The 24,997-nt window shown below is 68.6% G+C and carries 21 protein-coding genes; 7 read left to right on the plus strand and 14 right to left on the minus strand.

Annotation, left to right across the window (positions count from 1 at the left end; genetic code table 11):
• The first annotated feature begins 169 nt into the window (after positions 1–169).
• Positions 170–772: a TetR/AcrR family transcriptional regulator gene (locus tag CFB39_RS36360; protein ID WP_089476648.1), complete on the plus strand. Its 603-nt coding sequence runs from the start codon at positions 170–172 to the stop codon at positions 770–772.
• Between the two features lie 140 nt (positions 773–912).
• Here the strand turns inward: CFB39_RS36360 and CFB39_RS36365 are convergent, their stop codons facing one another.
• From CFB39_RS36365 to CFB39_RS36430, 14 genes are all read right to left on the minus strand, one after another.
• Positions 913–2,928 (minus strand): glycoside hydrolase family 3 N-terminal domain-containing protein, encoded by a 2,016-nt coding sequence (locus tag CFB39_RS36365; protein ID WP_089476649.1) that lies wholly within the window; start codon positions 2,926–2,928, stop codon positions 913–915.
• Between the two features lie 132 nt (positions 2,929–3,060).
• Positions 3,061–3,987 (minus strand): LysR substrate-binding domain-containing protein, encoded by a 927-nt coding sequence (locus tag CFB39_RS36370; protein ID WP_089476650.1) that lies wholly within the window; start codon positions 3,985–3,987, stop codon positions 3,061–3,063.
• A 49-nt stretch (positions 3,988–4,036) separates the two neighbouring features.
• A complete protein-coding gene (locus CFB39_RS36375; RefSeq protein WP_089476651.1) occupies positions 4,037–4,762 on the minus strand; it encodes an amino acid ABC transporter ATP-binding protein in 726 nt (241 codons plus the stop codon).
• Positions 4,763–4,802: 40 nt separating this feature from the next.
• Positions 4,803–5,459 (minus strand): amino acid ABC transporter permease, encoded by a 657-nt coding sequence (locus CFB39_RS36380; protein WP_089476652.1) that lies wholly within the window; start codon positions 5,457–5,459, stop codon positions 4,803–4,805.
• Positions 5,456–6,220: an amino acid ABC transporter permease gene (locus tag CFB39_RS36385; RefSeq protein ID WP_089476653.1), complete on the minus strand. Its 765-nt coding sequence runs from the start codon at positions 6,218–6,220 to the stop codon at positions 5,456–5,458. Before CFB39_RS36385 ends, CFB39_RS36380 begins: the two co-directional genes overlap by 4 nt.
• A gap of 43 nt (positions 6,221–6,263) precedes the next feature.
• Entirely contained in the window at positions 6,264–7,088 is an 825-nt protein-coding gene (locus CFB39_RS36390) for a transporter substrate-binding domain-containing protein (protein ID WP_089476654.1), read from the minus strand.
• A 49-nt stretch (positions 7,089–7,137) separates the two neighbouring features.
• A complete protein-coding gene (locus CFB39_RS36395) occupies positions 7,138–8,208 on the minus strand; it encodes an ABC transporter ATP-binding protein (RefSeq protein ID WP_089476655.1) in 1,071 nt (356 codons plus the stop codon).
• 40 nt (positions 8,209–8,248) lie between these two features.
• Positions 8,249–9,091, minus strand: a complete 843-nt coding sequence (locus CFB39_RS36400) for an ABC transporter permease (protein WP_089476656.1) — start codon at positions 9,089–9,091, stop codon at positions 8,249–8,251.
• Positions 9,088–10,011 (minus strand): ABC transporter permease, encoded by a 924-nt coding sequence (locus tag CFB39_RS36405; RefSeq protein WP_089476657.1) that lies wholly within the window; start codon positions 10,009–10,011, stop codon positions 9,088–9,090. Before CFB39_RS36405 ends, CFB39_RS36400 begins: the two co-directional genes overlap by 4 nt.
• Positions 10,012–10,015: 4 nt before the next feature.
• Complete coding sequence (locus CFB39_RS36410; RefSeq protein WP_089476658.1) at positions 10,016–11,113, minus strand: PotD/PotF family extracellular solute-binding protein; 1,098 nt, start codon at positions 11,111–11,113, stop codon at positions 10,016–10,018.
• A 148-nt stretch (positions 11,114–11,261) separates the two neighbouring features.
• Positions 11,262–12,734 carry an aldehyde dehydrogenase family protein gene (locus CFB39_RS36415; RefSeq protein ID WP_089476659.1) on the minus strand — a complete coding sequence of 491 codons (1,473 nt, stop codon included), beginning with the start codon at positions 12,732–12,734 and terminating at the stop codon, positions 11,262–11,264.
• A complete protein-coding gene (locus tag CFB39_RS36420) occupies positions 12,731–14,425 on the minus strand; it encodes a 5-guanidino-2-oxopentanoate decarboxylase (RefSeq protein WP_089476660.1) in 1,695 nt (564 codons plus the stop codon). The genes CFB39_RS36415 and CFB39_RS36420 overlap by 4 nt, the downstream gene beginning before the upstream one ends.
• A 612-nt stretch (positions 14,426–15,037) precedes the next feature.
• Positions 15,038–16,126 (minus strand): aldose epimerase family protein, encoded by a 1,089-nt coding sequence (locus CFB39_RS36425; RefSeq protein WP_089476661.1) that lies wholly within the window; start codon positions 16,124–16,126, stop codon positions 15,038–15,040.
• Positions 16,127–16,153: 27 nt separating this feature from the next.
• On the minus strand, positions 16,154–17,353 hold the full coding sequence (locus tag CFB39_RS36430) for a DNA-binding transcriptional regulator (protein WP_089429335.1): 1,200 nt from the start codon (positions 17,351–17,353) through the stop codon (positions 16,154–16,156).
• A gap of 266 nt (positions 17,354–17,619) precedes the next feature.
• Between CFB39_RS36430 and xylA the strand changes: the two genes are divergently transcribed.
• The 6 genes from xylA to CFB39_RS36465 all read left to right on the plus strand — a co-directional run bounded on the left by xylA (position 17,620) and on the right by CFB39_RS36465 (position 24,765).
• A complete protein-coding gene (gene xylA, locus CFB39_RS36440; protein ID WP_089476662.1) occupies positions 17,620–18,942 on the plus strand; it encodes a xylose isomerase in 1,323 nt (440 codons plus the stop codon).
• A 4-nt stretch (positions 18,943–18,946) separates the two neighbouring features.
• A complete protein-coding gene (gene xylB / locus CFB39_RS36445) occupies positions 18,947–20,425 on the plus strand; it encodes a xylulokinase (RefSeq protein WP_089476663.1) in 1,479 nt (492 codons plus the stop codon).
• A 123-nt stretch (positions 20,426–20,548) separates the two neighbouring features.
• The gene (gene xylF / locus CFB39_RS36450; RefSeq protein WP_089476664.1) at positions 20,549–21,577 is read left to right on the plus strand and encodes a D-xylose ABC transporter substrate-binding protein; all 1,029 of its coding nucleotides are present in this window, start codon (positions 20,549–20,551) and stop codon (positions 21,575–21,577) included.
• Between the two features lie 65 nt (positions 21,578–21,642).
• Positions 21,643–23,202, plus strand: a complete 1,560-nt coding sequence (gene xylG, locus CFB39_RS36455; RefSeq protein WP_089476665.1) for a D-xylose ABC transporter ATP-binding protein — start codon at positions 21,643–21,645, stop codon at positions 23,200–23,202.
• Positions 23,199–24,410, plus strand: a complete 1,212-nt coding sequence (locus CFB39_RS36460; RefSeq protein ID WP_089476666.1) for a sugar ABC transporter permease — start codon at positions 23,199–23,201, stop codon at positions 24,408–24,410. The genes xylG and CFB39_RS36460 overlap by 4 nt, the downstream gene beginning before the upstream one ends.
• A 37-nt stretch (positions 24,411–24,447) precedes the next feature.
• Positions 24,448–24,765, plus strand: coding sequence for a hypothetical protein (locus CFB39_RS36465; RefSeq protein WP_089476667.1), 318 nt, complete (start codon positions 24,448–24,450; stop codon positions 24,763–24,765).
• The last annotated feature ends 232 nt before the right edge of the window (positions 24,766–24,997 follow it).

A 24,997-nucleotide genomic window follows, 5' to 3' on the forward strand; every position in this document is an offset into this window, starting at 1 on the left:
TTCAAAACCCGTACTTGTGTCGGCCTGCGTGACGCTGTTCGCCGGCGGCGTACCGGTCGCGCATCCTGGTCAACCGGTATCCGGCAGCGGGCACACGTGCCCGACAGGCTGAACGGAGCGGTGCGGGCGGCGGTGCTAAGATGCCGCCCTGTAGTCAGGAGATGCATGAATGCGCGCGAGCAAACGCCAGCAGGTGGTCGACAAGGCAGGTGAGCTGTTTTCCCTGCATGGCTTTCATCCGGTCGGCATCGACCGGATCATCGCCGAAGCGGACGTTGCCCGCATGACGCTCTACCATCACTTCGCCGGCAAGGACGATCTGATCAAGGCCGTGCTGGAGCAGCGCTACACCTTCATCATGGAGAGCATCGCCGCGAAGCTCGACCCCATGCCGCACGCCGCTGCGCGCCTGAAGGGGATTTTCGACTGGTACGGCACCTGGTTCAGCAGCCCGGCGTTCGCGGGCTGCCTGTTCGAGCGTGCGCTGGCCGAGTTCGGCGCGACCTGCCCCAAGGTGACCGACGTGGCGGTGCGCTATCGGGACGACTTGCTGGCCCTCATGGAGCAACTGCTCGCGGAGATCGTTCCGCGTCGCCGGGCGCGTCAGCTGGCAGGCGTGTACGTGATGTTACTGAGCGGGGCGACCGCGGATGCGCGTGCGATCGGCGATGCGCAGGCTGCCGCAAGGGCCTGGCAGGCGGCGGAGATGTTGCTGAACGAGTCCAGGGTCGCAGCGGAAAGCACGCGTAAAGCCCGTAGCCGTCGTGCTTGATCGTTGCTGAACCCGGTCTTTCGCCTCGATGCAACGTCGGCCGCCGCGCACGCTCGCGTCGCCGCCAGCGAGCGGCCAAGCGCGAGTTGGCGTCCATAGTCGATGCCGGCCCCGATCAGCAAGCCGGCATCGACGACGCATCAATACGTGAGCCCGAATCCGAACGGATACAACGGATGCGCGGTGTCGTGCGGCACGTCTTCCCGCTGCGCCGCGACTTCCGCCATCGACGACGGCAGCTCGAACGGCAGCTTCCCTTGCGGTTGACCTTTGCCGGTCAGCACGTCGAACAGCGCGGCATCGGTCACGCCGAAATTGGCGAGGATCGCGGTGGCCTTGTCCTGCACGTTGGTCAGGATCGCGGGGCGATCCATGTACACCGAGACGATCGACTTCGGCGCAAGCGCGGCCTGCTTGATGGCTTCGTAGTCCGCACTGCCGTCGACGAACGCGAGGCTGCCTTCATGCTGCATCGAGCCGAACATGTAGTTCGGGTGCAGCGTCTGATAGGGCGTGCTCACGCGGAGAATCGCGACGTCGGCGGCTTGTGGCGTATCGACGACCTGATAACCATATTGCCGTGCGACGGCGGGATCGATGCCGTACAGCCAGACTTTCTTGCCCGACGCCGCCATCGGCAGCAGCTTGCCGTTGTTCTGCAGCAGCACCATCGAGCGGTGCTGCGCATCGAGTGCCTGGGCCTGGAAGTCGGCATTTCCGACGATCTTGCCGGCCGCGTCCGCATCGACATACGGATGGTCGAACAGGCCCTGCTGGAATTTCTGCAGCAGGACGCGATAGGCCGATTCCGACAAGCGTTCTTCCGACAACTGCCCGCGGTTGACGGCGTCGATGAGGTCGCTCGGATCGTCGTCGCCGCCGAACTGGTCGATGCCGGCGTTGACCGCGCGCGTGAAGCGCTGCACGCGGGTCGCGCCCTCCATTCCCCAGGGCATGCCCAGCCCGACGAACGACGGGGCCCCTGACGACACGCCGTTGATGCAGTTCGCGTCGCAGTCGTCGGCGATCAGCCAGTCGGACAGGATCACACCCTTGAAGCCGTATTTCCCGCGCAGCAGATCGGTCAGCAACGCCTTGTCATAAGCGCCGCCGACGGGCTCCAGCGTGATGCCGTCGACCGTCACCGTCATGTCCGGCTCGGAGTAGGTCGGCATGACCGAGCCGACGTTGGCGGCGAACGCGCCTTCGAACGGCTTCAGGTGATAGGCGAAATTGTTGCCCGGATAGGTCGCATAGCGGCCGTAGTAGTTGTGGCTGTCGAAGCCGAGTTTCTGCGCGCCGTATCCGGCCCAGTGCTTGACGACGGCGATGACGCTCTTCGCCTGGATGCCGTCGCTGCCGCCCTGGAAGCCTTCGATATAGGCCTGGACCTGCGCGCGGGCGAGATCGGCGTCCTCGCCGAACGTGCCGTTGATGCGGGCCCAGCGCGGCTCGGTCGCCAAGTCGGCCTGCGGCGAAAGCGCCTCGGTGATGCCGACGGCGCGATACTCCTGGCGCGCGATATCACCGAAGTTTCGCGTGAGTGCCGCGTCGCCGATCGCGGCGAAGCCGAGCGTTTCGGGCCACTGCGAGAAACCGCTGCTGCCTGCGCTTGCGCCGAGCGTGTACTGGAAATGATTGCGCGGGTCGGAGCTGATCGTCACCGGGATGCCGAGCCGGGACTGCTCGGCCAGCGTCTGGATCTGGTTGGCCTGGACGGCCATGGTGTGCGCATCGGCACTCATGCGCGTGATGTAGGTGTTGACGCCCCGCTGATTGATGAGCGTCTTGAGCGCGGCCAGGTCGTACGCGGAGCCGGTGCCCGCACCGGTCGTGTCGTTCAGCACCGGCGCGGTGCCATGCATCATCAGGCCGGCTTTCTCGGCCAGCGTGAGGCGGCCGACCAGGTCGCGTGCCCGCGCTTCTGCGCTCAGCCGCCAGTCTTCATAAGGTTCGAGCTGGCCGCTCTTGTCCATGTCCTTGAACTTGAGGCCGTCCTTGGTGATCAGGTTCAGCGTCGTGTAGCCGAAGTCCTGCTGCGTGACCGGCGGGGAAGAGGAGTCGACGCCGCCGCAGGCGAACAGCCCCAGGGTGAGCGCGGTGCCCGACGCGGCCCATGCCGATCGGTGAATGGCTGATCTCGTGATGCGTTGCATGCTTGTCTCCTGAATCGGATTTTTTTGGCGCGGCCGTGATGCATGACGCATGGCCGCCGGCCACTTTACCGAGCTGTTTCAGGGGACGTTTTGCCGCCGGGTGCAGTTTTTGCCCCGACGGGGCGCGATGTGTCAGGCGGCGGGGGGCATCGCGGTTTCAGGGCGGGCAGGCGCGCCGCCCGACGCGCCCTTGCGTTCGTCCGCGATCCAGCCGCCGAACAGCTGGATCTTCTGCTGCTGTTCGGCACCGTCCGGATACACGAAGTAGTAGCCCATCCCCGTCGGCAACGAGATGTCGAACGGCATCACCAGCCGGTGCGCCGCCACGCTTTCGTCCGCGAGCGTCCGGTCGCCGATCGCGACGCCGTAGCCGTCGATCGCCGCGTGCGTCGCGAGATCCAGCGTTTCGAAGCTCAAGCCGCGCGTCGAGTCGACGTGCGGCGCGCCCGCGTGGTCGAGCCACCGTTTCCAGTCGCGATGATCGCGGGTCGGATGCAGCAACGTGTGACCGGCCAGGTCGTCGAGACTCGCGAGCGGCTGCCGCGCCGACAGGCCCGGGGCGCAGACCGGCGTGAGCCGTTCGTCGAACAGCGGGATCGCATGCATGTCGGGGCCGGCGCCGGCCGCGTAGATCACCGCGGCGTCGAACGGCTCCATGCGGAAGTCGACCTGATGATCCCAGGTGGTGGTGATCTGCACCTGCAGTTCGGGATGCTCGGCCTGGAACCGCATGATGCGCGGCAGCATCCACTGCATCATGCAGGTCGGCACCTTCAGGGCGAGTTCGGTCCGCCTGCGCGACAGGCGCATCGACACCTCCTCGATGCGCGCGAAGCTTTCGCGCACGGTCGGCAGCAGGAGTTCGCCTTCGGCCGTCAGCGTCAGCCCCTTGGGCGTGCGCTTGAACAGCGCGAACTGATAGAAGCTCTCGAGCGCGAGGATCTGCCGGCTCACGGCCCCCTGGGTCAGGCACAGGTGCTCGGCGGCGCGCGTGAAGCTGCCGTGACGGGCAACGATGTCGAAGACCTGCAGCGCGTTGAGGGAGGGAAGTCGTTTCATCGGGAGAGTCGGGGTGGAACGGGCGCGCGGCGGCGCGCCACGGTATCGCTCAGTGCAGGATCTTCGCGAGGAAGTCCTTCGCGCGCTCCGATTTCGGATTCGAGAAGAAATCGTCCTTGCGGTCGTCCTCGACGATCGCGCCCTGGTCCATGAAGATCACGCGGTGCGCGACCTTCTTCGCGAAGCCCATCTCGTGCGTGACGACCATCATCGTCATCCCTTCCTGCGCGAGTTCGACCATCACGTCGAGCACTTCGTTGATCATCTCGGGATCGAGCGCGGACGTCGGCTCGTCGAACAGCATCGCGACCGGGTCCATCGACAGCGCACGCGCGATCGCGACACGCTGCTGCTGGCCGCCCGACAGCTGGCCCGGGAACTTGTGCGCATGCGCCTTCAGGCCGACGCGCTCGAGCAGCTTCAGGCCCTTCTCGTTCGCCTCGTCCTTGCCGCGGCCGAGCACCTTGACCTGCGCGAGCGTCAGGTTCTCGGTGATCGACAGGTGCGGGAACAGCTCGAAATGCTGGAACACCATCCCGACCTTCGAGCGCAGCTTCGACAGGTTCGTCTTCCTGTCGCCAACCGACTGGCCGTTCACGAGGATCCCGCCCTGCTGGAACGGCTCGAGGCCGTTCACGGTCTTGATCAGCGTGGATTTACCCGAGCCCGACGGGCCGCACACGACGACCACTTCGCCTTTCCTGACCTCGGTCGTGCAGTCGGTGAGAACCTGAAACGGGCCGTACCACTTCGAAACGTTGCTGATGGAAATCATGGAAGTTCCTGGATCGTAATGAAGCGCGCGCGGCGCCGGTTCAGCGTGCCTTCGCGACGCGATAGCGACCTTCGAGCACGCGGGCATACCACGTCAGCGGGAAGCACATCGCGAAGTAGAGCAGCGCGACCATCGCGTAGATCGGAAACGGCTTGAATACCGCGTTGGTGATGATGTTGCCCGTCTTGGTCAGTTCGGTCAGCCCGATGATCGACGTCAGCGCGGTGCTCTTGACGGCCTGCACGAGGAAGCCGACGGTCGGCGGCAGCGCGATCTTCCACGCCTGCGGCCACACCACGTAGCGCAGTTGCTGGGTCCACGTCATGCCGAGGCTGGCCGCCGCGTGCCACTGGCCGCGCGGTACCGCGTCGACGCAGCCGCGCCAGATGTCGGTCAGGTACGCGCTGGCGTTCAGCGTCAGCACGAACGACGCGGCCACCCACGGCGTCACGTCGATGCCGACGAGCGGCAGCCCGAAGAAGCCGAGGAACAGCTGCATCAGCAACGGCGTGCCCTGGAACACCTCGACGTACAGGACCACGAAACGACGCAGCGCGGCCGACGCCGAGACGCGCATCGCCAGCAGCGCGAACCCGGCGACGCTGCCGCCGACGAACGTGATCAGCGACAGCAGCAGGGTCCAGCGCGCGGCGAGCAGCAGGTTCCACGCGATGTCCTGGAAGGTGAATTCGATCATCGTGCACGCTCCGTCGACAGGCGGGTTTCAGGGGAACGGGCCCGCCATGCGAGGCGGGCAAAACAGCCGCGCCGGGGCGCGGTCGCCGCGCCGCGCTGCATGCGGCCCGAAAACAGCCGCCGGCCGATCCGATTGAGCAGCATGCGCAGCGCGATCGACAGCAGCAGGTAGATCGCGGTCACGACGATGTAGATCTCGAACGCACGGAAATTGCGCGACTGGATGAAGTTCGCCGCATAGGTCAGGTCGGGCACCGAGATCTGCGACACGACCGCGGAGCCGAGCATCACGATCAGCACCTGCCCGAGCAGCGCGGGGTACACGTTCGCGAGCGCCTGCGGCAGCACGACGTGACCGAACACCTGCCGCCCGTGCAGCCCGAGCGCGCGCGCCGCCTGCACCTGCCCGTGCGGCACCGATTCGATGCCGGCGCGCAGGATCTCGACCGCGTACGCGCCCAGGTTGACCGTCATCGCCAGCACGGCCGCCTGCACTTCGTCGATGTGCACGCCGATCCCGGGCAGCCCGAAGAAGATGAAGAACAGCTGGACCAGGAACGGCGTATTGCGGATCAGCTCGACATAGGCGGCGACGAGCATGCGTGCCCAGCGCGGGCCGGCGAGCGCGACCCACGCGCCGGTGGTGCCGATCAGGCCGCCCAGCACGGTGGCGGCCGCGGTGAGGCCGAGCGTCACGCCGATCCCGCGCGCGAGCATGCCGGCGTAGAGGCCGAAGTCGCTGAAGTCGAACACGTAGGTCATCGCGATGCCTTTCGTCGTGAATGCGGAGCGGGGGCGGCGCGCATCACAGGTCGGCCGGCAGTGCCGCGTGCAGCCACTTCTGCGACAACGCATTCAACGTGCCGCTCTTGCGGGCGCCGGCGATCGCGTCGTTGACCTTCTGCATCAGGCGCGGCTCGTTCTTGTTCAGGCCGACGTGGTCGGGCGAGCTGAACAGCGAGAACTTCTGCTCCGGATCGATCGACGGATGGCGCGCGATGATCGTCGCGCCGACGTCGTTGCCGACCACGAGCAGTTGCGCCTGCCCCGACAGGAACGCCGCGATCGCGCCGTTCGGGTCGTCGAAACGCTTGATCGTCGCGCTCGGCGGCGCGACCTTGCTCACGCTCAGATCCTCGAGCGTGCCGCGCGCGACCGCGACCGATTTGCCGGCGAGATCGGCGTTGCCCTTCACGGCCAGCGATTTCGGGCCGAACACCGCGAGGTAGTACGGTGCATACGCGCTCGAGAAATCGATCACCTTCGCGCGTTCCGGCGTCTGCCCGACCGACAGCAGCATGTCGGTCTTGCGATCGGCGAGATAGGCCATCCGGTTGTCGCCGGTGACCTGCACGAGTTCGACTTTCGCGTTGAGTGCGCGGCCGATCAGGTTCGCCATGCCGATGTCGTAGCCTTGCGGCTTCATGTCCGGGCCGATCGAGCCGAACGGCGGGTAGTCCTCGAACACGCCGATGCGCACGACACCCGATTTCGCGATCGTGTCGAGCGCGTCGGCATGCGCGAGCGGCGCGAACGCGGCAAGGGCTGCGGTGCCGGCGCAGGCGCAGAGGAGGACGGTACGGGCGAGCAGGCGCTGCACGCGGCGGGTGGCTTGGGACGTTGCGTTCATGGTGAGATCCTCGTGGCTGGGCTGGAGTGCGCGGGAGAAACGAAGGGAATCAGGCGCCGCGGGCGGCGATGAGCTTGCAGGCATGGGCGGGCAGTTCCGCGAGCACCGGCATGCCGACGTGGAGGTCGGGCGTCTCGCGCGGCGTCGTCGCGGCCGTCAGCGTGAAGCCGCGGCAGTCGATCGTCGCTTCGATCGACGCGCCGACGTCGCGCACGAACGTGATCGTGCCCGCCAGCGTATTCGGCGCCGACGCCGGCTCGCCGGGGCGCACGCAGACATCCTCGGGACGAATCAGCAGGCGCACCGCGTCGGTCGCGCGCGGCGTGTCCGGTGCGCGCCGGATCGCGAGACGCTGCCCGCCGGGCAGCACGATGGCGTCGTCGCCGTCGCACGCGACCGGCAGGATGTTGCCGAGGCCGATGAAGTCGGCGACGAATTCGTTGACCGGATCGCGATAGATGTCGAGCGGCCGGCCGACCTGCTGGATCCGGCCTTTGTCCATCACGACGATCTCGTCGGCCATCGTCATCGCTTCGCGCTGGTCGTGCGTGACCATGATCGTCGTGATGCCGAGCCGTTGCTGGAGCAGCCGGATCTCGACCTGCATCGCCTCGCGCAGCTTCGCGTCGAGTGCCGACAACGGTTCGTCGAGCAGCAGCAGGCGCGGCGACGATGCGATCGCGCGTGCAATCGCGACGCGCTGGCGCTGCCCGCCCGACAGTTGCGTGACGAGCCGGTCGGCCATGTGCGGCAGCTGGATCAGCTCGAGCAGCTCGGCCACGCGCCGTGCCTGCGCGGCCTTGTCCGTCTTGCGCAGCCGCAGCGGATACGCGATGTTCTGCGCGACCGTCATGTGCGGGAACAGCGCGAGCGACTGGAACACCATGCCGAAGTCGCGCCGGTTGGCGGGTACGTGCGTGAGGTCGCGGCCGGCGAACGTCAGCGTGCCGGCGGTCGGCGTTTCGAGGCCGGCGATGATCCGCATCAGCGTGGTCTTGCCGCAGCCGGACGGGCCGAGAAAGCAGACGAGCTTGCCGTCCGGCACCGACAGGTCGACGTGATCGACCGCATACGCCTGGTGGAAGCGCTTCGTCACGTTCTGGAGGATGAGCTGGGTCATGAGGGTTCCTTGCACGGGCGAGGGCGGGGCGGCGTGTGCGTCAGAGCGCGACACCCTTGTCGCCGACGAGTTTTTCGAGCATCCAGATCAGCGCGAAGTCGATCGCGACGGTGAACACGGCGAAGCAGAACACGGTCGGGTCGAGCGACGAGACGGTGCGGCTGTAGAGCCAGACCGGCAGCGTCATCGTGTCGATGCTGTACAGGAAGAACGTCACCGTGAATTCGTTGAACGACACGATGAAGGCGAACAGCATGCCGGCGAGGATGCCGGGCCGCATCAGCGGCAGCACGACGTCGACGAGCGCGCGGCGCGGGCTCGCGCCCATCAGGCACGCGGCTTCCTCGAAATCGGGGCCGATCGACGCGACCGACGCCGCGCAGTTCTTCACCGTGAACGGCAGCGTCAGGATCACGTGCGCGACGACGAGCCGCACGATGCCGAGTTCGACCGGCAGCGCGTTGAACACGATCAGCAGCGCGAGGCCGAGCATCACGAGCGGATAGACGATCGGCAACGCGACGAGCTGCTCGACGAGCGTCCTGCCGCGAAAGCGGTAGCGCGACAGCGCGTAAGCCGCGGGCACCGACACGGCGGTCGCGATCAGCATCGTCGCGACCGCGACGACGAGGCTCGTCGTCAGCGCGGCGCCCATCGATTGCGCGCTGCCCGCATCGGACGACACGAATGTCTGCCACGCGGCGCGATACCAGTGCAGGCTGAATTCGCGCGGCGGGAATTCGAGCGTGCCCGAGGCGCCGAACGACATCGTGATCATCGTCAGGATCGGCAGCGCCGCGAGCAGCAGCACGAGCGTCGCGAGCGCGCCGGTCACGCGTCCGAGGCGGCCGGGCATGGGCGCGCGCAGGAGCAGGGCATTCATCGGTTCACCTCGTCGGCACGTTGCAGGGTGCGCACGAGGCGCTGCGACACCGCCATCACGACGAGCGTCGCACCCATCAGCACGACGCCGGATGCCGACGCGGCGGGCCAGTTGAGCAGCGGTGCGACCTGGTCGTGCACGAGCACGGCGAGCATCGGCACGCGCCGGCCGCCGAGCAGCAGCGGCACCGCGAACGCGCTGGCGTTGTACGCGAACACGAGCAGCGCGCCGGAGACGAGGCCGGGCATCGCGAGCGGCAAGGTCACGTGCCGCAGCGTCTGCCAGCGGCTCGCGCCGAGCGTCGCGGCGGCTTCGTCGTAGGCGCGGGACACCGCGCGCAGCGCGCTCGACAACGGCAGCACGGCGAGCGGGAACGCGGTCTGGATCAGGCCGAGCAGCACACCGTGCTCGCGGTACAGCAGCTGCAGCGGCCGCCCGATCGCGCCGCCGGCCAGCAGCGCGCGGTTGAGCAACCCGGCCGGGCCGAGCATCACGAGCCAGCCATAGCCTTGCAGCAGCAGGTTCACGAGCAGCGGCAACAGCACGCCCGCGAGCAGCAACCGGCGCGCGAGCCGCGATTCGGTACGCGCCATCGCGAGCGCCACCGGGATCGCCAGCAGCACCGCGCACACCATGCTCTGGAACGCGAGGCGCAGCGTGAGCCACAACGACTTCGTGAAGTACGGGTCCGCGAGGTCGAGGTAGTTCTGCAACGTGAAGGTCCGCCATTCGTCGCCGGACACGCCGACGCTCATGCGCAATACCGTGACCGTCGCGGCGGCGAGCACCGCGAGGAACGCGAGGATCGGCGCGAGCAGCAGCCAGGGCGGCACGCCGGCCGGCGCGGCCGCATCGGCGCCCGCGCCGGCCGTGCCGGCGGCGGCCGGCGCGGCGTCTCGGGAAGAGGACAGGGAGGCCATGTCGTTACGCCGAGAAGAGGCCCGTGTAGCGCTTGATCCACGCCGGCTGCACGGCCGCGAGCGCCTTGTCGTCATGCAGCACGGCTTTCTCCGCGATCTGCTGCGGCGACGGCACGAACGCGCGGCTTGCCGCGGGAATCACGGCCTTGCCGTTCACGGGGCCGTTCAGGACGTCGGCCGCCATCCGGCCCTGCACGCCGGCGTCGAGCGAATGATTGATGAACGCGTGGATCAGGTCGAGGTCGCCCGGGTGCGCCTTCGGGATCACGGTGAACATCAGCTGCGTCGCGAAGCCTTCCTTCATCCCGTACGTCACGCCCATCTTGTAGTCGGGCTTGCGGATCTGGTCCGGGAAGAACGCGGGCGAATAGATGCCGCCGAGGTCGAGCGAGCCCGTGCGGAACAGGTCGGCGACCTGGTTCGGGTTTTCGCCGAGGGTCATCACGCGGTCCTTCAGTTGCGCGAGCTTGCGGAATCCCGGATCGATGTTCTGCTGCGAACCGCCGGCCAGCTTCGCGGCGATGATCGCGAGGTCGACCGCTTCCGCCCACTCGGGCGGCGGCAGGAACAGGCGGCCCGCATATTTCGGATCCCACAGCGCCTCGTAGCTCGACGGTGCGCTCTTCACGGTTGCCGTGTTGTAGATCAACCCGTCCGACCACAGCAGGTAGCCGATGCCGAAGCCGTTCGCGCCGGTGCGGTACTGCGGCGCGACGTCCTTCAGGTTCGGCAGCCGGTTCAGGTCGGGCTTCGCGAGCAGGCCCGCTTCCGCGAGGCCGGCCGCGCCGACGCCGGCCAGTGTGATGACGTCGTAGGTCGGCCGCTCGCCCGCGGCCTTGACCTTCGCGACCATCCCCGACGTGCCGTCCGCGCGATCGGCGATCACGCGTGCGCCGGTCTGCTTGCTGAAGCTTTCCGCGATGTTGCGCAGCGCGGCCGCGCCGGTATCGTCGGACCACGTGAGCAGGCGCAGCGTCTTGCCTGCGAAACGGCTCGTCTGTGCCTTCGCAGTACTGATGAATGGCATCGGAAGGGCGGATGCAGCGAGCGCCGTGCCGAGGGTTTTGATCACCTGCCTTCTGCCCGCCTTGAAGTGTTGCATGGCCGTCTCCTGATGAACGATGCCGGGTGGTTCGATGCCGGGCGCCGACTGCGGCGCGGGGTGTGGAGGAACTGTAGGGAGGTCAAATTTCCGCAACAAACGAAATATCCGCATGCGCGGCATGACATAAACGCATGGCGCGGCGACCTCAGCCGGCCGGCATCATGACCTGCTTGATCTCCTGAAACGCGGCGAGCCCGAACGGGCCGAGTTCGCGTCCGATGCTGCTGCGCTTGTAGCCGCCCCATGAGGTTTGCGGATAGATCAGCTGGGGCGTGTTGATCCACACGACGCCCGCCTCGAGCGCGTCGGCAACCCGCCTGGCGCGTGCCGTGTCACGCGTGACGACGGTGGCGACGAGCCCGTATTCGGTGTCGTTGGCGGCCGCGATCGCCTCGTCCTCGGTGTCGAATGCGCGGACGCACAGCACCGGTCCGAAGATTTCTTCACACCATAGCGAGCTGTCGGCCGGCACGTCGGCGAACAGGGCTGGTCGGATGAAATAGCCGGGGCCGTCGGGCGCGTGGTCGCCCGTCACGAGCCGCGCGCCGTCGGCCCGGCCCTGCGCGATGTGGCGTTTCACGCGCTCGTATTGCGCGCGATTCGTCAGCGGGCCCATCTGCACGCCGGGGGCGAACGGCGGGCCGACGACGGTTGCGTCGAAGCGCCGCGCGAGTCGCGCGATCAGTTCATCGGCGAGCGGCGCGGCGACGAGCACGCGCGAGGTCGCCGAACACATCTGCCCGGCGTTGAACAGGCCGCCGCCCGTGACGAGTTCGACCGCGTGATCGAGATCGGCGTCGTCGAACACGATGATCGACGACTTGCCGCCGAGTTCGAGGCCGACGCCCTTGATCGTGTCGGCGGCCGTCTTCATGACCTGCGCACCGACGGCGGTGCTGCCGGTGAACGACAGCTTCGCGACGCGCGGATGCGCGCACAGTCGGGCGCCGACGGCGTGGCCGGTGCCCGTCACGACGTTCAGCACGCCGGGCGGCAGCCCCGCGTCGGCGGCGATCGCGGCGAGCTCGAGCTCGGGCAGCGGCGTGATCTCGGACGGCTTCAGCACGACGGTGCAGCCGGCCGCGAGCGCGGGCGCGAGCTTCCACGCGGTCGTCACCATCGGGAAATTCCACGGCACGATCAGCGCGGCGACGCCGGCCGGCTCACGCCTGATCCACGCGCGATGCTCGGCATCGGGCAGCGCGATCTCGGTTTCGCCGTCGGTGTCGAGGCGCTCCGCGAGGCTTGCGTAGTAGTCGAAGGTGGCGATCACGTCCGCGACGTCGATCTCGGCTTCGGCGAACGGCTTGCCGTTGTTGAGCGACTGCACGGTGGCGAGCCGCGTGCGGCGTGCGTCGACGCCGCGCGCGATCGCGCGGAGCAGCGCCGCACGCGTGGCGCCCGTCGTGCGTTTCCAGCCGGCAAACGCGCGTGACGCGGCCTGCACGGCGTGCTCGACGTCCGCCTCGCCGCCTGCGCTGACGTCGGCGAGCACGGCTTCCGTCGACGGATCGACGACGGGCAACGTCGCGCCGTCGACGCTCGCTCGCCAGGACCCGTCGATGAAGTGGCGCGTGTGCAGCGGCGGATCGAACGCGAGAGCGGGTGTCGTGCTCATCGTTGCACCTGCGCGAACCAGGTTGCCTCGTCGATTTCGATCACGGTCGGGATCGCGCGCGCCGTGGCATCGCGCAGCGCGGTGGCCAGTGCGCCGGGTGTCGCGGCCGTGTGCGCCGCGCAACCGAAGCCGCGTGCGAGCGCCTGGAAATCGGGCGTATACGGATCGACGCCGACCGGCGTGATGTCGCGCGCCACCATGTATTTGCGGATCTCGCCGTAGCCGCGGTTGTTCCAGACGATCACGATCACCGGCAGCCGTGCCTCGACCGCGCTCGCGAGCTCCGGCAGCGTGAACTGCAGGCCGCCGTCGCCGATCAGGCACACGACCGGGCGCGCGGGCGCGGCGAGCTTGGCGCCGATCGCGGCGGGCAGCCCGTAGCCGAGCGTGCCGTAGCCGGTCGACGAATTGAACCAGCTGCGCGGCGCCGGTGCGTCGTGGGTGAAGTTGCCGACGTAGACGGGGCTCGTCGAATCGCCGGCGATGATCGCGCCGGGCAGCGTGGCGACGATCGTATCGATCAGCCGCGCCTGCGACCGCGCGGCGCCGTCGTGCGTGGACGCGATCGCGGCGCGCACGGCGGCCACGCGCGGCGCGCCCCAGTCGGCGTCGGGTGTCGGGGCCGGCGTTTCGTGCAGGCGGGTCGACAGCGCGCCGAGCGCGAGCTGTGCATCGCCGGCGATGGCGATCTCGGCGCGGGCGTTGCGCATCAGCTGTTGCGCGTCGATGTCGATGCGGATCAGCCGGCCGTCGATCGCGAAGCCGCCGTCGAACGTGACGTCGTAATCGGTTTCGCCCAGCTCGGTGCCGACGGCGAGCACCACGTCGGCATCGCGGATCGCCGCACGGGTGGCCGGCAGCGACTGGGTCGAGCCGATCAGCAGCGGGTGGCCGGCCGGCAGCAGCCCCTTCGCGTTGATCGTCAGCGCGACCGGCGCGTGCAGGCGTTCGGCGAGTTCGCGCAATTCCGCCGCCGCATGGATCGCGCCGCCGCCGGCGAGGATCAGCGGCCGGCGCGCGTGCGCGAGCAGGTCGGCGGCCGCGGCGAGCGCGTTCGCATCCGGCGCGGGCCGCGCCGGCAGCGCGGGCGGGGCGTCGGACAGCGCGGGCGCCGGCATCACGATCACGTCGAGCGGAATCTCGATATGCACGGGCCGCGGCCGCGCGCTGGCGAAGACCGCGAAGGCGCGCGCGAGGACCTGCGGCAGGTCGGCCGCGTCGAGCAGCGTGTGCGAGAACGCGGTGAGTCTCGCGAACACGTCGCGCTGGGACGGCAGCTCGTGCAGGCGGCCGTCGCCGCGGCCGAGTTCGCGTCGCGCGTTGACGCTCGAGATCACCAGCATCGGGATCGAATCCGCATAGGCCTGTGCCATCGCGGTCGCGATATTGGTCATCCCCGGCCCGGTGATGATGAAGCAGACGCCCGGCCGGCCCGTGACGCGTGCATAGCCGTCGGCCATGAAGCCGGCCCCCTGTTCGTGGCGCGGCGTCACGTGGCGGATCGACGACGCGGCGAGGCCGCGATAGAGCTCGACGGTATGCACGCCGGGAATGCCGAACACGCATTCGACGCCGTGGCGTTCGAGGAGGTCGACGAGCGCTTCGCCGCAGGTGCGGGGGCGGGCATGGCAGGGCGCTGGCGTGGCCTTGCGGGCCCCGGCTAGGGAGGAAACGGTGGCGGGATGGTTCATGGATCGTGGTGTGTCGATTGGGAGGGTGAATGGCCCGAACCGCAAACGAAGGGGCATGGTGCGGATTGTCGGCGTCGATCCGGGGTGCCAACAATCGATTAGTTTTCATGCGCGGCATGAGGGCCGTGCATGGCGGCGTCGAATCGCGGTGTGCGTAGGGGGGTGCGGGTTTTCCCGGCAGCGCGGGTTGCAACGCGCGTCGTACGGACATCCCGGCGCTGCATGACGGCGTCGGCTAGTCTTGCGCGAAAGGGGCGCGAAGCGAACCGGTGCCCGCCGCCCGGCGCGGGGTGTCGCCCGCCCGATGCGTCACGAGCGGCTGGCGCGCGGATTGATGCAGGCGGACGAGCGGGCAAATGGCGCGACCCGCGCAACCGGCGTCTTGCGCGGCGATTCTTCCGACGAGGGCGGGCCCGGGCGCGCCGCGCACGCGACGCCGGTCGGCATGCGAATCGTGTAGTCAACCTGAATATCCGCGGGGCGTGGCGCGTAATATTTTGATGTCGCCCCCTGGCTGGAAGCGGGTTTTATGCGCTGCGCCCTATGCGGTTCCGGGAATCCTCACGGTGCGACGTTCTACCGGGAATGCCAGGCCGTGCTGTCCCGCGCCCGCTACGCATGAACGCCCACCCGATACCGCGTGGTCTGCCGATAGACGGCGTCCGGATAAAGGATCACGGCGCCGCTCAGGCCGGCCATGTTGACCTGATCCGGAAAGCCGCCCGCCTCCAGGCACAGCGCCGCGTGTGGCGTGCAACGTGTGCCGCCGCTCACGCGCAGGCCATCGAGATAGTTGCCCGTATAGAGTTGCAGGCCCCGCTGATCGGTCGACACGATCAGTTCGCGGCCGCTTTCCGGATCGTAGACGCGTGCGACGGGACGGGCCTCGCGCGCGCCGTCGCCCAGGACGAAGCAATGATCGAAGCCGCGCGCGCGGGCCAGTTGCGCGTTCGGCCAGTCGAGGCGCGCGCCGATCGGCGCGCTGTGCCGGAAATCGAACGCGGTACCCGTCACGTCGGCCGTACCGGTCGGGATCAGCGCATCGTCCACTTCGAGGAACGCGTCGGCGTCGATCTGCAGCAGATGGCCACGCACATCGCTGCCCGGGCGCCCGTTCAGGTTGAAGTAGCTGTGATTCGTCAGGTTCAACGGTGTCGGTGCATCGGTCCGCCCCGTATAGTCGATCGTCAGCGTGCCGTCGTCGTCGAGCGTGTAGCGAACCTGCACGGTCACGTTGCCCGGAAAGCCCGCGTCGCCTTCCGGCGAATCGAGTCGAAGCGTCAGCCCGCCGCAGTCGTCGATCACGTCCCAGCGCGCGCGATGAAAGCCGTTCGCGCCGCCGTGCAGCAGGTTGCCGTTCTCGTTGCGGTCGAGCGGGTAGCCGATGCCGTCGAGTTCGAAGCGCGCACCGGCGATCCGGTTCGCCCAGCGGCCGATCGTCGCGCCGAGGTAGGCACCCGATTCGAGGTACTCGGCCGGCGTGTCGTGCGCGAGCACGATATCGGCGAAGCGCCCCGTGCGGTCGGGGGCGAGCCACGACACGACGGTCGCGCCGAGGTCGCTGACGACGACGCGCATCCCGTGCGCGTTGCGCAGCGTGTAGCGCCGAACGGGCTCGCCGTCGGGCAGCGTGCCCCACGGCTCGGCATGCACGCGCGCCGCGCCGTGCGTCAGGGAGGAGGAATCGGTATCGATGTGCATGGGAAGAGGTCAGATGGTCGGCGGCCGTCAGCAGGAGGCTGAGGCGGCCGCGCGTTCCTGGTATTCGCGCGGCGTGCAGCCCAGCTCGCGCCTGAACACTGCGTACATGTACTGGAGCGACGTGAACCCGCAGCGGATCGCGACCTCGGCGCTCGACGCCTGCCGGCCGGCGAGCAGCGCCTGCGCGGCTTCGAGCTTGTGGCGCAGGATTTCCTGGTGCACGGTGCGCTGCAATTCGCGCCGGAAGTGCTCCTCGAGCAGCGAACGCGATACGCCGACGTAGTCGGCGACCTGTTCGGTCTTGATCCCCTGGCACGCGTACTGGCGAATGAAATGCCGCGCCCGCATCACGTGCGGGCTCGCCAGCGGCTGATGGCGGGTCGACTCGAGCACGTTGATGCCGACCGGCGGCACGAGAATGCGCTGCCCGGGAAAACGCGCGCCGCGCAGCATCCGGTGCAGCAGGTGCGCGGCGGTACGGCCCATTTCCTCGGTGCCCTGGATCACCGACGACAGCGGAATGCGCGTCAGCGTGCGCGTGAGCGGATCGTTGTCGATGCCGATGATCGCCACCTGTTCCGGCACCGCGATCCCGGCGATCAGGCAGGCCTGCAGCAGGTGCCGCGCACGCGCATCGGTCACGGCGATCACGCCGACGGGTTTCGGCAGCGCATGCAGCCAGCCGATCAGCTGCTCGATCGCGTGATTCCAGCCCGACGCGCTCGTCGACAGCCCGCGGTAGATCGGCGCATCGAGCCCGTCCGCGCGCGCGAGCCGGTCGAACGCGAGCTCGCGCTGCTGCGCCCAGCGGTTCTCCTGCGCGATCGGCAGGCTGTACATCGCGAAATGCGCGAGTCCCGCACCGATCAGGTGCGTGTACGCGAGCGACACGAGCTTCGGGTTGTCCGTCGCGATATAGGGGACATCGTCCGGATACTGGGCCGGATCCTCGTACGACGAGCCGACCGCGACGACCGGCAGCGGCGAGCCGGCGAGCGCGCTGGCGACCGCGGGATCGTCGAAGTCCGCGATGATGCCGTCGCCGTCGAAGCGCTCGATGCCGGTGAGCCGGCAGCGGAAGTCGTCTTCGAGGAACAGGTCCCACACGACGCGCGTCGTGTGCAGGTACTGGCCGATGCCGCTGATGATCTCGCGGTCGTAGACCTTGTTCGCGTTGAACAGCAGCGCGATGCGATGCGGTGTCTGGGCGGAAGGGACGCGTGTCATCTCGCTCTCGGGGCACGTGCGTCGAGGGGCGCGGTGCCGTTGTCTCCGGGGCGCGCCCGGGTCGGCGGCGCGCGGTGTCTGGTGTTTGGCGATTGTAGGGCGGAACGTGTGCCGCGCGCAGCGGCTGGCAAGAAACATTAAGCGTGCTGCGCAATTTCGCAATTGCCGCCCGGCAGGGGCGCGGGCACGATCCAGCCTACCGAATTCGGCCGCGTGCGCCACCCCGACGCACGTTGCGCTGCAACAAGACCCAGCACGGAGACGCCATGTCGTATTTCGAACACATTCCCGCGATTCGCTACGAAGGCCCGCAGTCGGACAATCCGCTCGCGTACCACCATTACGACCCCGAGCGGCGTGTGCTGGGCAAGACGCTCGCCGAGCATCTGCGGATCGCCGTCTGCTACTGGCACACGTTCGTTTGGCCGGGGCACGACATCTTCGGGCAGGCCGCGTTCCAGCGGCCGTGGCAGCAGCCGGGCGACGCGCTCGAACGCGCGCGGATGAAGGCCGATGCGGCATTTGAATTCTTCACCAAGCTCGGCACGCCTTTCTATACGTTCCATGACACCGACGTCGCCCCGGAAGGCGACAGCCTGCGGGAATATGCGGCGAATTTCGCGCGGATGGTCGACTATCTCGGCGAGCGTCAGCAGGCGAGCGGCGTGCGGCTCCTGTGGGGCACCGCGAACCTGTTCTCGCACCCGCGCTTCGCGGCCGGCGCCGCGACGAACCCGAACCCCGACGTATTCGCGTGGGCCGCGACCCAGGTGTGCCATGCGCTCGATGCGACGCACCGGCTCGGCGGCGAGAACTACGTGCTGTGGGGCGGGCGGGAAGGGTACGAGACGCTGCTCAATACGGACCTGAAGCGTGAACGCGACCAGTTTGCCCGCTTCCTGTCGATGGTCGTCGAGCACAAGCACCGGATCGGCTTCAAGGGCGCGCTGCTGATCGAGCCGAAACCGCAGGAGCCGACCAAGCACCAGTACGACTATGACGTCGCGACGGTGCACGGCTTTCTCGTGCAGTACGGATTGCAGAACGAGATCCGCGTGAACATCGAGGCGAACCACGCGACGCTCGCCGGCCACTCGTTCCATCACGAGATCGCGAACGCGTTCGCGCTCGGCGTGTTCGGCAGCGTCGACGCGAACCGCGGCGATCCGCAGAACGGCTGGGACACCGACCAGTTCCCGAACAGCGTCGAGGAGCTGACGCTCGCGTTCTACGAAATCCTGCGCCACGGCGGCTTCACGACCGGCGGGATGAACTTCGACGCGAAGGTGCGCCGCCAGAGCATCGATCCGGAAGATCTGTTCTACGGCCACGTCGGCGCGATCGACGTGCTCGCGCTCGCGCTCGAACGCGCGGCGGTGCTGGTCGAGAACGACCGGCTCGACGCGCTGCGCCGGCAGCGCTACGCGCAGTGGGACGACGCGTTCGGCCGCAAGATCCTGTCGGGCGACTATACGCTGGCGTCGCTCGCGGCCGATGCGCTCGCGCGCGGCGTGAACCCGCAGCACGTGAGCGGTGCGCAGGAGCGCTGCGAGAACATCGTGAACCAGGCGATCTACGGGCTGCGCTGACGCCATGTACATCGGACTCGATCTCGGCACGTCGGGCGTGAAGGCGGTGCTGCTCGACCGCGACGGCGCGGTGCGCGCGAGCGCGAGCCGCCCGCTCGCGGTGAGCCGGCCGCAGCCGCGCTGGTCCGAGCAGGCCCCGCGCGACTGGTGGGATGCCGCCTGCGGCGTGCTGGCCGCACTCGTGTCGGATGCGCGCACGGCCGGTATCGATCCGCGCGACATCGACGCACTCGGACTGACCGGCCAGATGCACGGCGCGACGCTGCTCGATACGCACGGTGAGGTGCTGCGCCCCGCGATCCTGTGGAACGACGGCCGCGCGGATGCGGAGTGCGCGGAACTCGAACGACTCGCGCCCACGCTGCGCGCCGTGGCCGGCAACATCGCGATGCCGGGGTTCACCGCGCCGAAGCTGCTGTGGGTGCGCCGTCACGAACCTGACGTGTTCGCACGCATCGCCCACGTGCTGCTGCCGAAGGACTACCTGCGCTACCGGCTGACCGGCGCATTCGCGACCGATCCGTCGGATGCCGCGGGCACGCTGTGGCTCGACGTCGCGAAGCGCGACTACGACGACACGCTGCTGGCCGCCTGCGGGCTGTCGCGTGCGCAGATGCCGGCCGTGTTCGACGGCAATCGCGTCACCGGCACGCTGCTGCCGGCTGTCGCACGCGCGCTCGGGCTGCGCGAGATCCCGGTGGTGGCCGGCGGCGGCGACAACGCGGCCGGCGCGGTGGGTGTCGGCATCGTGCGGCCCGGCGATGCGCTGCTGTCGCTCGGCACGTCGGGCGTTTATTTCGCGGTGTCGGACGGGTTCCGCGCGAATCCCGAATCGGCCGTGCACAGCTTCTGTCACGCACTGCCGGACACGTGGCACCTGATGTCCGTGATGCTGAACGCGGCCGGCTGTCTCGACGTCACCGCGCAACTGGCCGGTTACGACGGTGTCGCGGCGCTGCTCGACGATGCCGAGACGCATGCACGCACGAGCCGCCCGTGGTTCCTGCCTTACCTGAGCGGCGAGCGTACGCCGCACAACGACGTGAATGCGAAGGGCGTGTTCTACGGGCTCACGCCCGACACGCAGCGTGCGGATCTCGCGAACGCGACGCTCGAAGGCGTCGGCTTCGCGCTGCTCGACGGCATCGACGCGTTGCATGCGGCCGGGCTTGCGCCCGACAGCATCACGGTGATCGGCGGCGGCTCGCGCAGCGCGTACTGGACGCAGATGCTCGCCGATCTGAGCGGCCGTGCGCTGACCTTGCGTGCGGGCGGCGAGGTGGGGCCGGCACTGGGCGCCGCGCGCCTCGCGCATCTCGCGCTCGAACCGGATGCGCCGCTCGACGACGTGTGCCCGCAGCCGCCGATCATCGCGGTGCACGAGCCGGACCTGGCGCGCCACGCGTGGTATCGCGACGCGCGGCGGCCGACTTTTCGCGCGCTTTACCGTGCGCTCGCACCGGTGTTTGCCACGGGCGTTTGACGTGGGGATCGCTGACGCGTTGCGCGTCGCACGATGCCGTGCTTTGCAGTGACTCGATGCGGGCGGCGCATTTCGGCGTTCGCCCGGCGTTCGTGAAGTTGTCCAAAAACAAGGAGTGGAGACATGCAATCCGTGACGCGTCGTACCGTATTGAGTTCGCTTGCCGGCGCCGCTGCGCTGGCGATCCTCGCGCTGGGCGCACCGCTCGCGCACGCGAGCAAGGACAAACCTGAAATCGGCTTCTGCATCGACGACCTGCGCGTCGAGCGCTGGTCGCGCGATCGCGACTATTTCGTCGCGGCCGCGACGAAGCTCGGCGCGAAGGTGTCGGTGCAGTCGGCCGACGCGAGCGAGGCGCGACAGATTTCGCAGATCGAGAACCTGATCTCGCGCGGCGTCGACGTGATCGTGATCGTGCCGTTCAACTCGAAGACGCTCGGCAACGTCGTCGCCGAAGCGAGGAAGGCCGGCATCAAGGTCGTGTCGTACGACCGGCTGATCCTCGACGCGGACGTCGATGCTTACATCTCGTTCGACAACGAGAAGGTCGGCGAGCTGCAGGCGCAGGGCGTCTACGATGCGAAACCGAAGGGCAACTACTTCCTGCTCGGCGGCGCACCGACCGACAACAACGCGAAGATGCTGCGCGAAGGACAACTGAAGGTGCTGAAGCCCGCGATCGATCGTGGCGACATCAAGGTCGTCGGCCAGCAGTGGGTGCCCGAATGGAGCGCGTCGACCGCGCTGCGGATCACCGAGGATGCGCTGACCGCGAACAACAACAAGATCGATGCGATCGTCGCGTCGAACGACGGCACGGCCGGCGGCGCGATCCAGGCGCTCGCCGCGCAGCATCTGGCCGGCAAGGTGCCGGTGTCCGGGCAGGACGCGGATCTCGCGGCGGTCAAGCGCGTGATCGCCGGCACGCAGACGATGACCGTCTACAAGCCGCTCAAGCTGATCGCGAGCGAAGCGGCCAAGCTGGCCGTGGATCTCGCGAAGGGCGCGAAACCCGCGTTCAACGCGCAATACGACAACGGCAGGAAGAAGGTCGACACGGTGCTGCTGCAGCCGACGCTGCTGACCAAGCGCAACGTCGACGTCGTCGTGAAGGACGGCTTCTATACCCAGGCGCAGCTGGCGAGCCAGTAAGCGTACGACGGACGCGATGCGCGGCCGTCGCGACGGCGGCCGCGTTGACTGCGAGGCAAGAACGAATGACGGAACCCTTGCTGACGATGCGCGGCATCGTCAAGACCTTCGACGGCGTGAAAGCGCTCGACGGCATCGACCTCACCGTGCGGCCCGGCGAATGCGTCGGGCTGTGCGGCGAGAACGGCGCGGGCAAGTCGACGCTGATGAAAGTGCTGTCGGGTGTCTATCCGCACGGCACGTGGGATGGCGACATCCGCTGGGAAGGCGCGCCGCTCGCGGCATCCGGCGTGCGCGACACGGAGCGGGCGGGCATCGTGATCATCCACCAGGAGCTGATGCTCGTGCCCGAGCTGTCGGTGGCCGAGAACATCTTCCTCGGCAACGAGATCACGCTGCCGGGCGGGCGCATGCACTTCGCCGCGATGGTCCGGCGCGCCGAGGAACTGCTGCACGAATTGCGGATCGACTCGATCAATGTCGCGCAGCCGGTCATGAACTACGGCGGCGGCCACCAGCAGTTGATCGAGATCGCGAAGGCGTTGAACAAGGACGCGAAGCTGCTGATCCTCGACGAGCCGTCGTCGTCGCTGAGCGCCGCCGAAACGCGCATCCTGCTCGACATCGTGCGCGACCTGAAGCGGCGCGGCGTCGCGTGCGTGTACATCTCGCACAAGCTCGACGAGGTCGCGGCCGTCTGCGATACGGTCACCGTGATCCGCGACGGCCGTCATGTCGCGACCGAGCCGATGCGCGCGCTGACCACCGACCGGATCATCGCGATGATGGTCGGCCGCGAGATTCGCGACCTGTATCCGCGCGAGCCGCACGAGATCGGCGAGGTCGTGCTGGAAGCGCGCAACGTGACCTGTCGCGACGTGACGAACGCACGCCGCAAGCGGGTCGACGACGTGTCGTTCAGCGTGCGGCGCGGCGAGATCCTCGGCGTCGCCGGGCTCGTGGGCGCGGGCCGCACCGAGCTGATGCAGGCGATCTTCGGCGCGTATCCGGGCGCGTGCACGGCGACCGTGCTGATGAACGGCCGGGTGTTGTCGATCCGTTCGCCGGCCGACGCGATCCGCGCCGGGATCGCGATGGTGCCCGAGGACCGCAAGCGCCACGGCATCGTGCCGCAGCTCGGCGTGGGCCACAACATCACGCTGGCGGTGTTGCGGCGCTTCGCGGCGCGCGGGCGGATCGACGCGGCCGCCGAACTCGACGCGATCCGCACCGAGATGCAGCGGCTGTCGGTGCGCGCCGCGCATCCGTTCCTGCCGATCGCGAGCCTGTCCGGCGGCAACCAGCAGAAAGCGGTGCTCGCCAAGATGCTGCTGGCCGAGCCGCAGGTGCTGATCCTCGACGAGCCGACGCGCGGCGTCGACGTGGGCGCGAAGGTGGAGATCTACCGGCTGATCTTCGCGCTGGCGCAGCGCGGCGTCGCGCTGATCGTCGTGTCGTCGGAGCTGCCCGAGGTGCTCGGGCTGGCCGATCGCGTGCTGGTGATCGGCGAAGGCGAGCTGCGCGGCGATTTCGTCAACGACGGCCTCACGCAGGAACAGATACTCGGCGCCGCGCTGAAGCCCGCGCGACTGTCCACCGAACCCACCGCAATGAGCGCGACATGAATTCCGAACTTTCTTCCTCGACCCCGGCGACGCCGGATGCCGACGCGCAGCGTGCCGCCGGCCGCACGGCGCGGCTGCCGCTTCGCCAGATCTTCGCGCGCTACAAGCTGCTCGCGCTGCTGCTGGCGGTCGTCGTGATCTGGACGTTCTTCTCGGTGCTGACGGACGGCGCGTTCGTCACACCGCGCAACGTCTCGAACCTGCTGCGCCAGATGTCGATCACCGGCATGCTCGCGTGCGGGATGGTGTTCGTCATCATCGCGGGCGAGATCGACCTGTCGGTCGGCTCGCTGCTCGGGCTGCTCGGCGGCGTCGCGGCGATCCTCGACGTCAACCGCCACTGGCCGGTCGCGGCGACGATCCCGGCCGTGCTCGCGCTCGGCGTGCTGATCGGGCTCTTCAACGGCTGGTGGTCGACCTATCGGCGCGTGCCGTCGTTCATCGTCGGGCTGGGCGGGATGCTCGCGTTTCGCGGGATCCTGCTCGGCGTGACGGGCGGCTCGACGATCGCGCCGGTGTCGGACGGCTTCGTGTTCATCGGGCAGGGCTATCTGCCGCGCCTCGCGGGGGACGGCCTCGCGATCCTGCTGTTCGCGCTCGTGTTGCTGCTGGTGGTGCGGCAGCGCGCGACGCGGCGGCGCTACCGGCTCGCGGTCGCGCCGCGCTGGCAGGACGTCGCGAAGATCGTCGGTGCCGGCGCGGTGCTGTTCGCGTTCGTCGCGACGCTCGACCGCTACGGCGGCATCCCGGTGCCCGTGCTGCTGCTGCTCGTGCTGCTCGGCGTGTTCTCGTGGATCGCGACGCAGACCGTGTTCGGCCGGCGCATCTACGCCGTCGGTTCCAACCTGGAGGCGACGCGGCTGTCGGGCGTCGATACCGACCGCGTGAAGCTCGCGATCTTCGCGCTGATGGGGCTGATGTGTGCGTTTGCCGGCCTGGTGAACACGGCGCGGCTGGCGGCGGGGTCGCCGTCCGCCGGCACGATGGGCGAACTCGATGCGATCGCCGCGTGCTTCATCGGCGGCACGTCGATGCGCGGCGGGTCGGGCACCGTCTACGGCGCGCTGATCGGCGCGCTCGTGATGGCGAGCCTCGACAACGGCATGTCGATGCTGGACGTCGACGCGTACTGGCAGATGATCGTCAAGGGCGCCGTGCTGGTGCTGGCGGTGTGGATCGACGTGGTGTCGCGGTCGAACCGGCGGTGACGCGCAGGTCGGTCGCGAGTCGGCAACGAGGAAGACCATGGAACGAAACACGATGCGCGTGCCGGATGTTGCCGTGCTGGCGGCTGGGCCGTTCGCGATGCCGGATGACGGTTCCGTGCTGGGCCTGGATGATCCGCGCGACCGGCAGGTGATCGCGGATGCATTGCGCGCGCTGCTGCGCGAGCGTGCCGAAGCGCTCGCGTTCGCGACGCGCATGGCCGACCAGTGCGGCAGGCCGCGGCCCGATGCGGCCGATTTCGCGCTGACCGACATCATTCGGCTCGCTCGTATCGTCGAGCGGATCGAGCGGGACGGTGTGGCGAAGCGCGCTGCCGTGCCCGTGGACGCGCGCTGACAGGAGAGGCGGCCGACGCGGCCAACGCGCCAGCCGAAAACCGGATGCGCCGCGCATGCCGCGCGGTCGACGTTCGACGCGGCGCATCGAATCGCACGCCGGTCGGGGGGCGAGGATTCCGCGAGTCGCGGGCTGACGCGGCCGTTGCCTGATAACGCGTCATTGACCCGCCCGCTCCCGACGCGCACCCTGCGCGGTCGCCGCCGCTTCCCGCCGCTGTCATCGTCTGCGT

Source organism: Burkholderia sp. AU6039 (assembly GCF_002223365.1).
Taxonomy (GTDB): Bacteria; Pseudomonadota; Gammaproteobacteria; order Burkholderiales; family Burkholderiaceae; genus Burkholderia.

What these genes read in the sequence shown, in the direction of transcription:
- CFB39_RS36360 (WP_089476648.1), top strand. Translation starts at nt 170, where the DNA reads ATGCGCGCGAGCAAACGCCAGCAGGTGGTCGACAAGGCAGGTGAGCTG.
- CFB39_RS36365 (WP_089476649.1), bottom strand. Translation starts at nt 2,928, where the DNA reads ATGCAACGCATCACGAGATCAGCCATTCACCGATCGGCATGGGCCGCG.
- CFB39_RS36370 (WP_089476650.1), bottom strand. Translation starts at nt 3,987, where the DNA reads ATGAAACGACTTCCCTCCCTCAACGCGCTGCAGGTCTTCGACATCGTT.
- CFB39_RS36375 (WP_089476651.1), bottom strand. Translation starts at nt 4,762, where the DNA reads ATGATTTCCATCAGCAACGTTTCGAAGTGGTACGGCCCGTTTCAGGTT.
- CFB39_RS36380 (WP_089476652.1), bottom strand. Translation starts at nt 5,459, where the DNA reads ATGATCGAATTCACCTTCCAGGACATCGCGTGGAACCTGCTGCTCGCC.
- CFB39_RS36385 (WP_089476653.1), bottom strand. Translation starts at nt 6,220, where the DNA reads ATGACCTACGTGTTCGACTTCAGCGACTTCGGCCTCTACGCCGGCATG.
- CFB39_RS36390 (WP_089476654.1), bottom strand. Translation starts at nt 7,088, where the DNA reads ATGAACGCAACGTCCCAAGCCACCCGCCGCGTGCAGCGCCTGCTCGCC.
- CFB39_RS36395 (WP_089476655.1), bottom strand. Translation starts at nt 8,208, where the DNA reads ATGACCCAGCTCATCCTCCAGAACGTGACGAAGCGCTTCCACCAGGCG.
- CFB39_RS36400 (WP_089476656.1), bottom strand. Translation starts at nt 9,091, where the DNA reads ATGAATGCCCTGCTCCTGCGCGCGCCCATGCCCGGCCGCCTCGGACGC.
- CFB39_RS36405 (WP_089476657.1), bottom strand. Translation starts at nt 10,011, where the DNA reads ATGGCCTCCCTGTCCTCTTCCCGAGACGCCGCGCCGGCCGCCGCCGGC.
- CFB39_RS36410 (WP_089476658.1), bottom strand. Translation starts at nt 11,113, where the DNA reads ATGCAACACTTCAAGGCGGGCAGAAGGCAGGTGATCAAAACCCTCGGC.
- CFB39_RS36415 (WP_089476659.1), bottom strand. Translation starts at nt 12,734, where the DNA reads ATGAGCACGACACCCGCTCTCGCGTTCGATCCGCCGCTGCACACGCGC.
- CFB39_RS36420 (WP_089476660.1), bottom strand. Translation starts at nt 14,425, where the DNA reads ATGAACCATCCCGCCACCGTTTCCTCCCTAGCCGGGGCCCGCAAGGCC.
- CFB39_RS36425 (WP_089476661.1), bottom strand. Translation starts at nt 16,126, where the DNA reads ATGCACATCGATACCGATTCCTCCTCCCTGACGCACGGCGCGGCGCGC.
- CFB39_RS36430 (WP_089429335.1), bottom strand. Translation starts at nt 17,353, where the DNA reads ATGACACGCGTCCCTTCCGCCCAGACACCGCATCGCATCGCGCTGCTG.
- xylA (WP_089476662.1), top strand. Translation starts at nt 17,620, where the DNA reads ATGTCGTATTTCGAACACATTCCCGCGATTCGCTACGAAGGCCCGCAG.
- xylB (WP_089476663.1), top strand. Translation starts at nt 18,947, where the DNA reads ATGTACATCGGACTCGATCTCGGCACGTCGGGCGTGAAGGCGGTGCTG.
- xylF (WP_089476664.1), top strand. Translation starts at nt 20,549, where the DNA reads ATGCAATCCGTGACGCGTCGTACCGTATTGAGTTCGCTTGCCGGCGCC.
- xylG (WP_089476665.1), top strand. Translation starts at nt 21,643, where the DNA reads ATGACGGAACCCTTGCTGACGATGCGCGGCATCGTCAAGACCTTCGAC.
- CFB39_RS36460 (WP_089476666.1), top strand. Translation starts at nt 23,199, where the DNA reads ATGAATTCCGAACTTTCTTCCTCGACCCCGGCGACGCCGGATGCCGAC.
- CFB39_RS36465 (WP_089476667.1), top strand. Translation starts at nt 24,448, where the DNA reads ATGGAACGAAACACGATGCGCGTGCCGGATGTTGCCGTGCTGGCGGCT.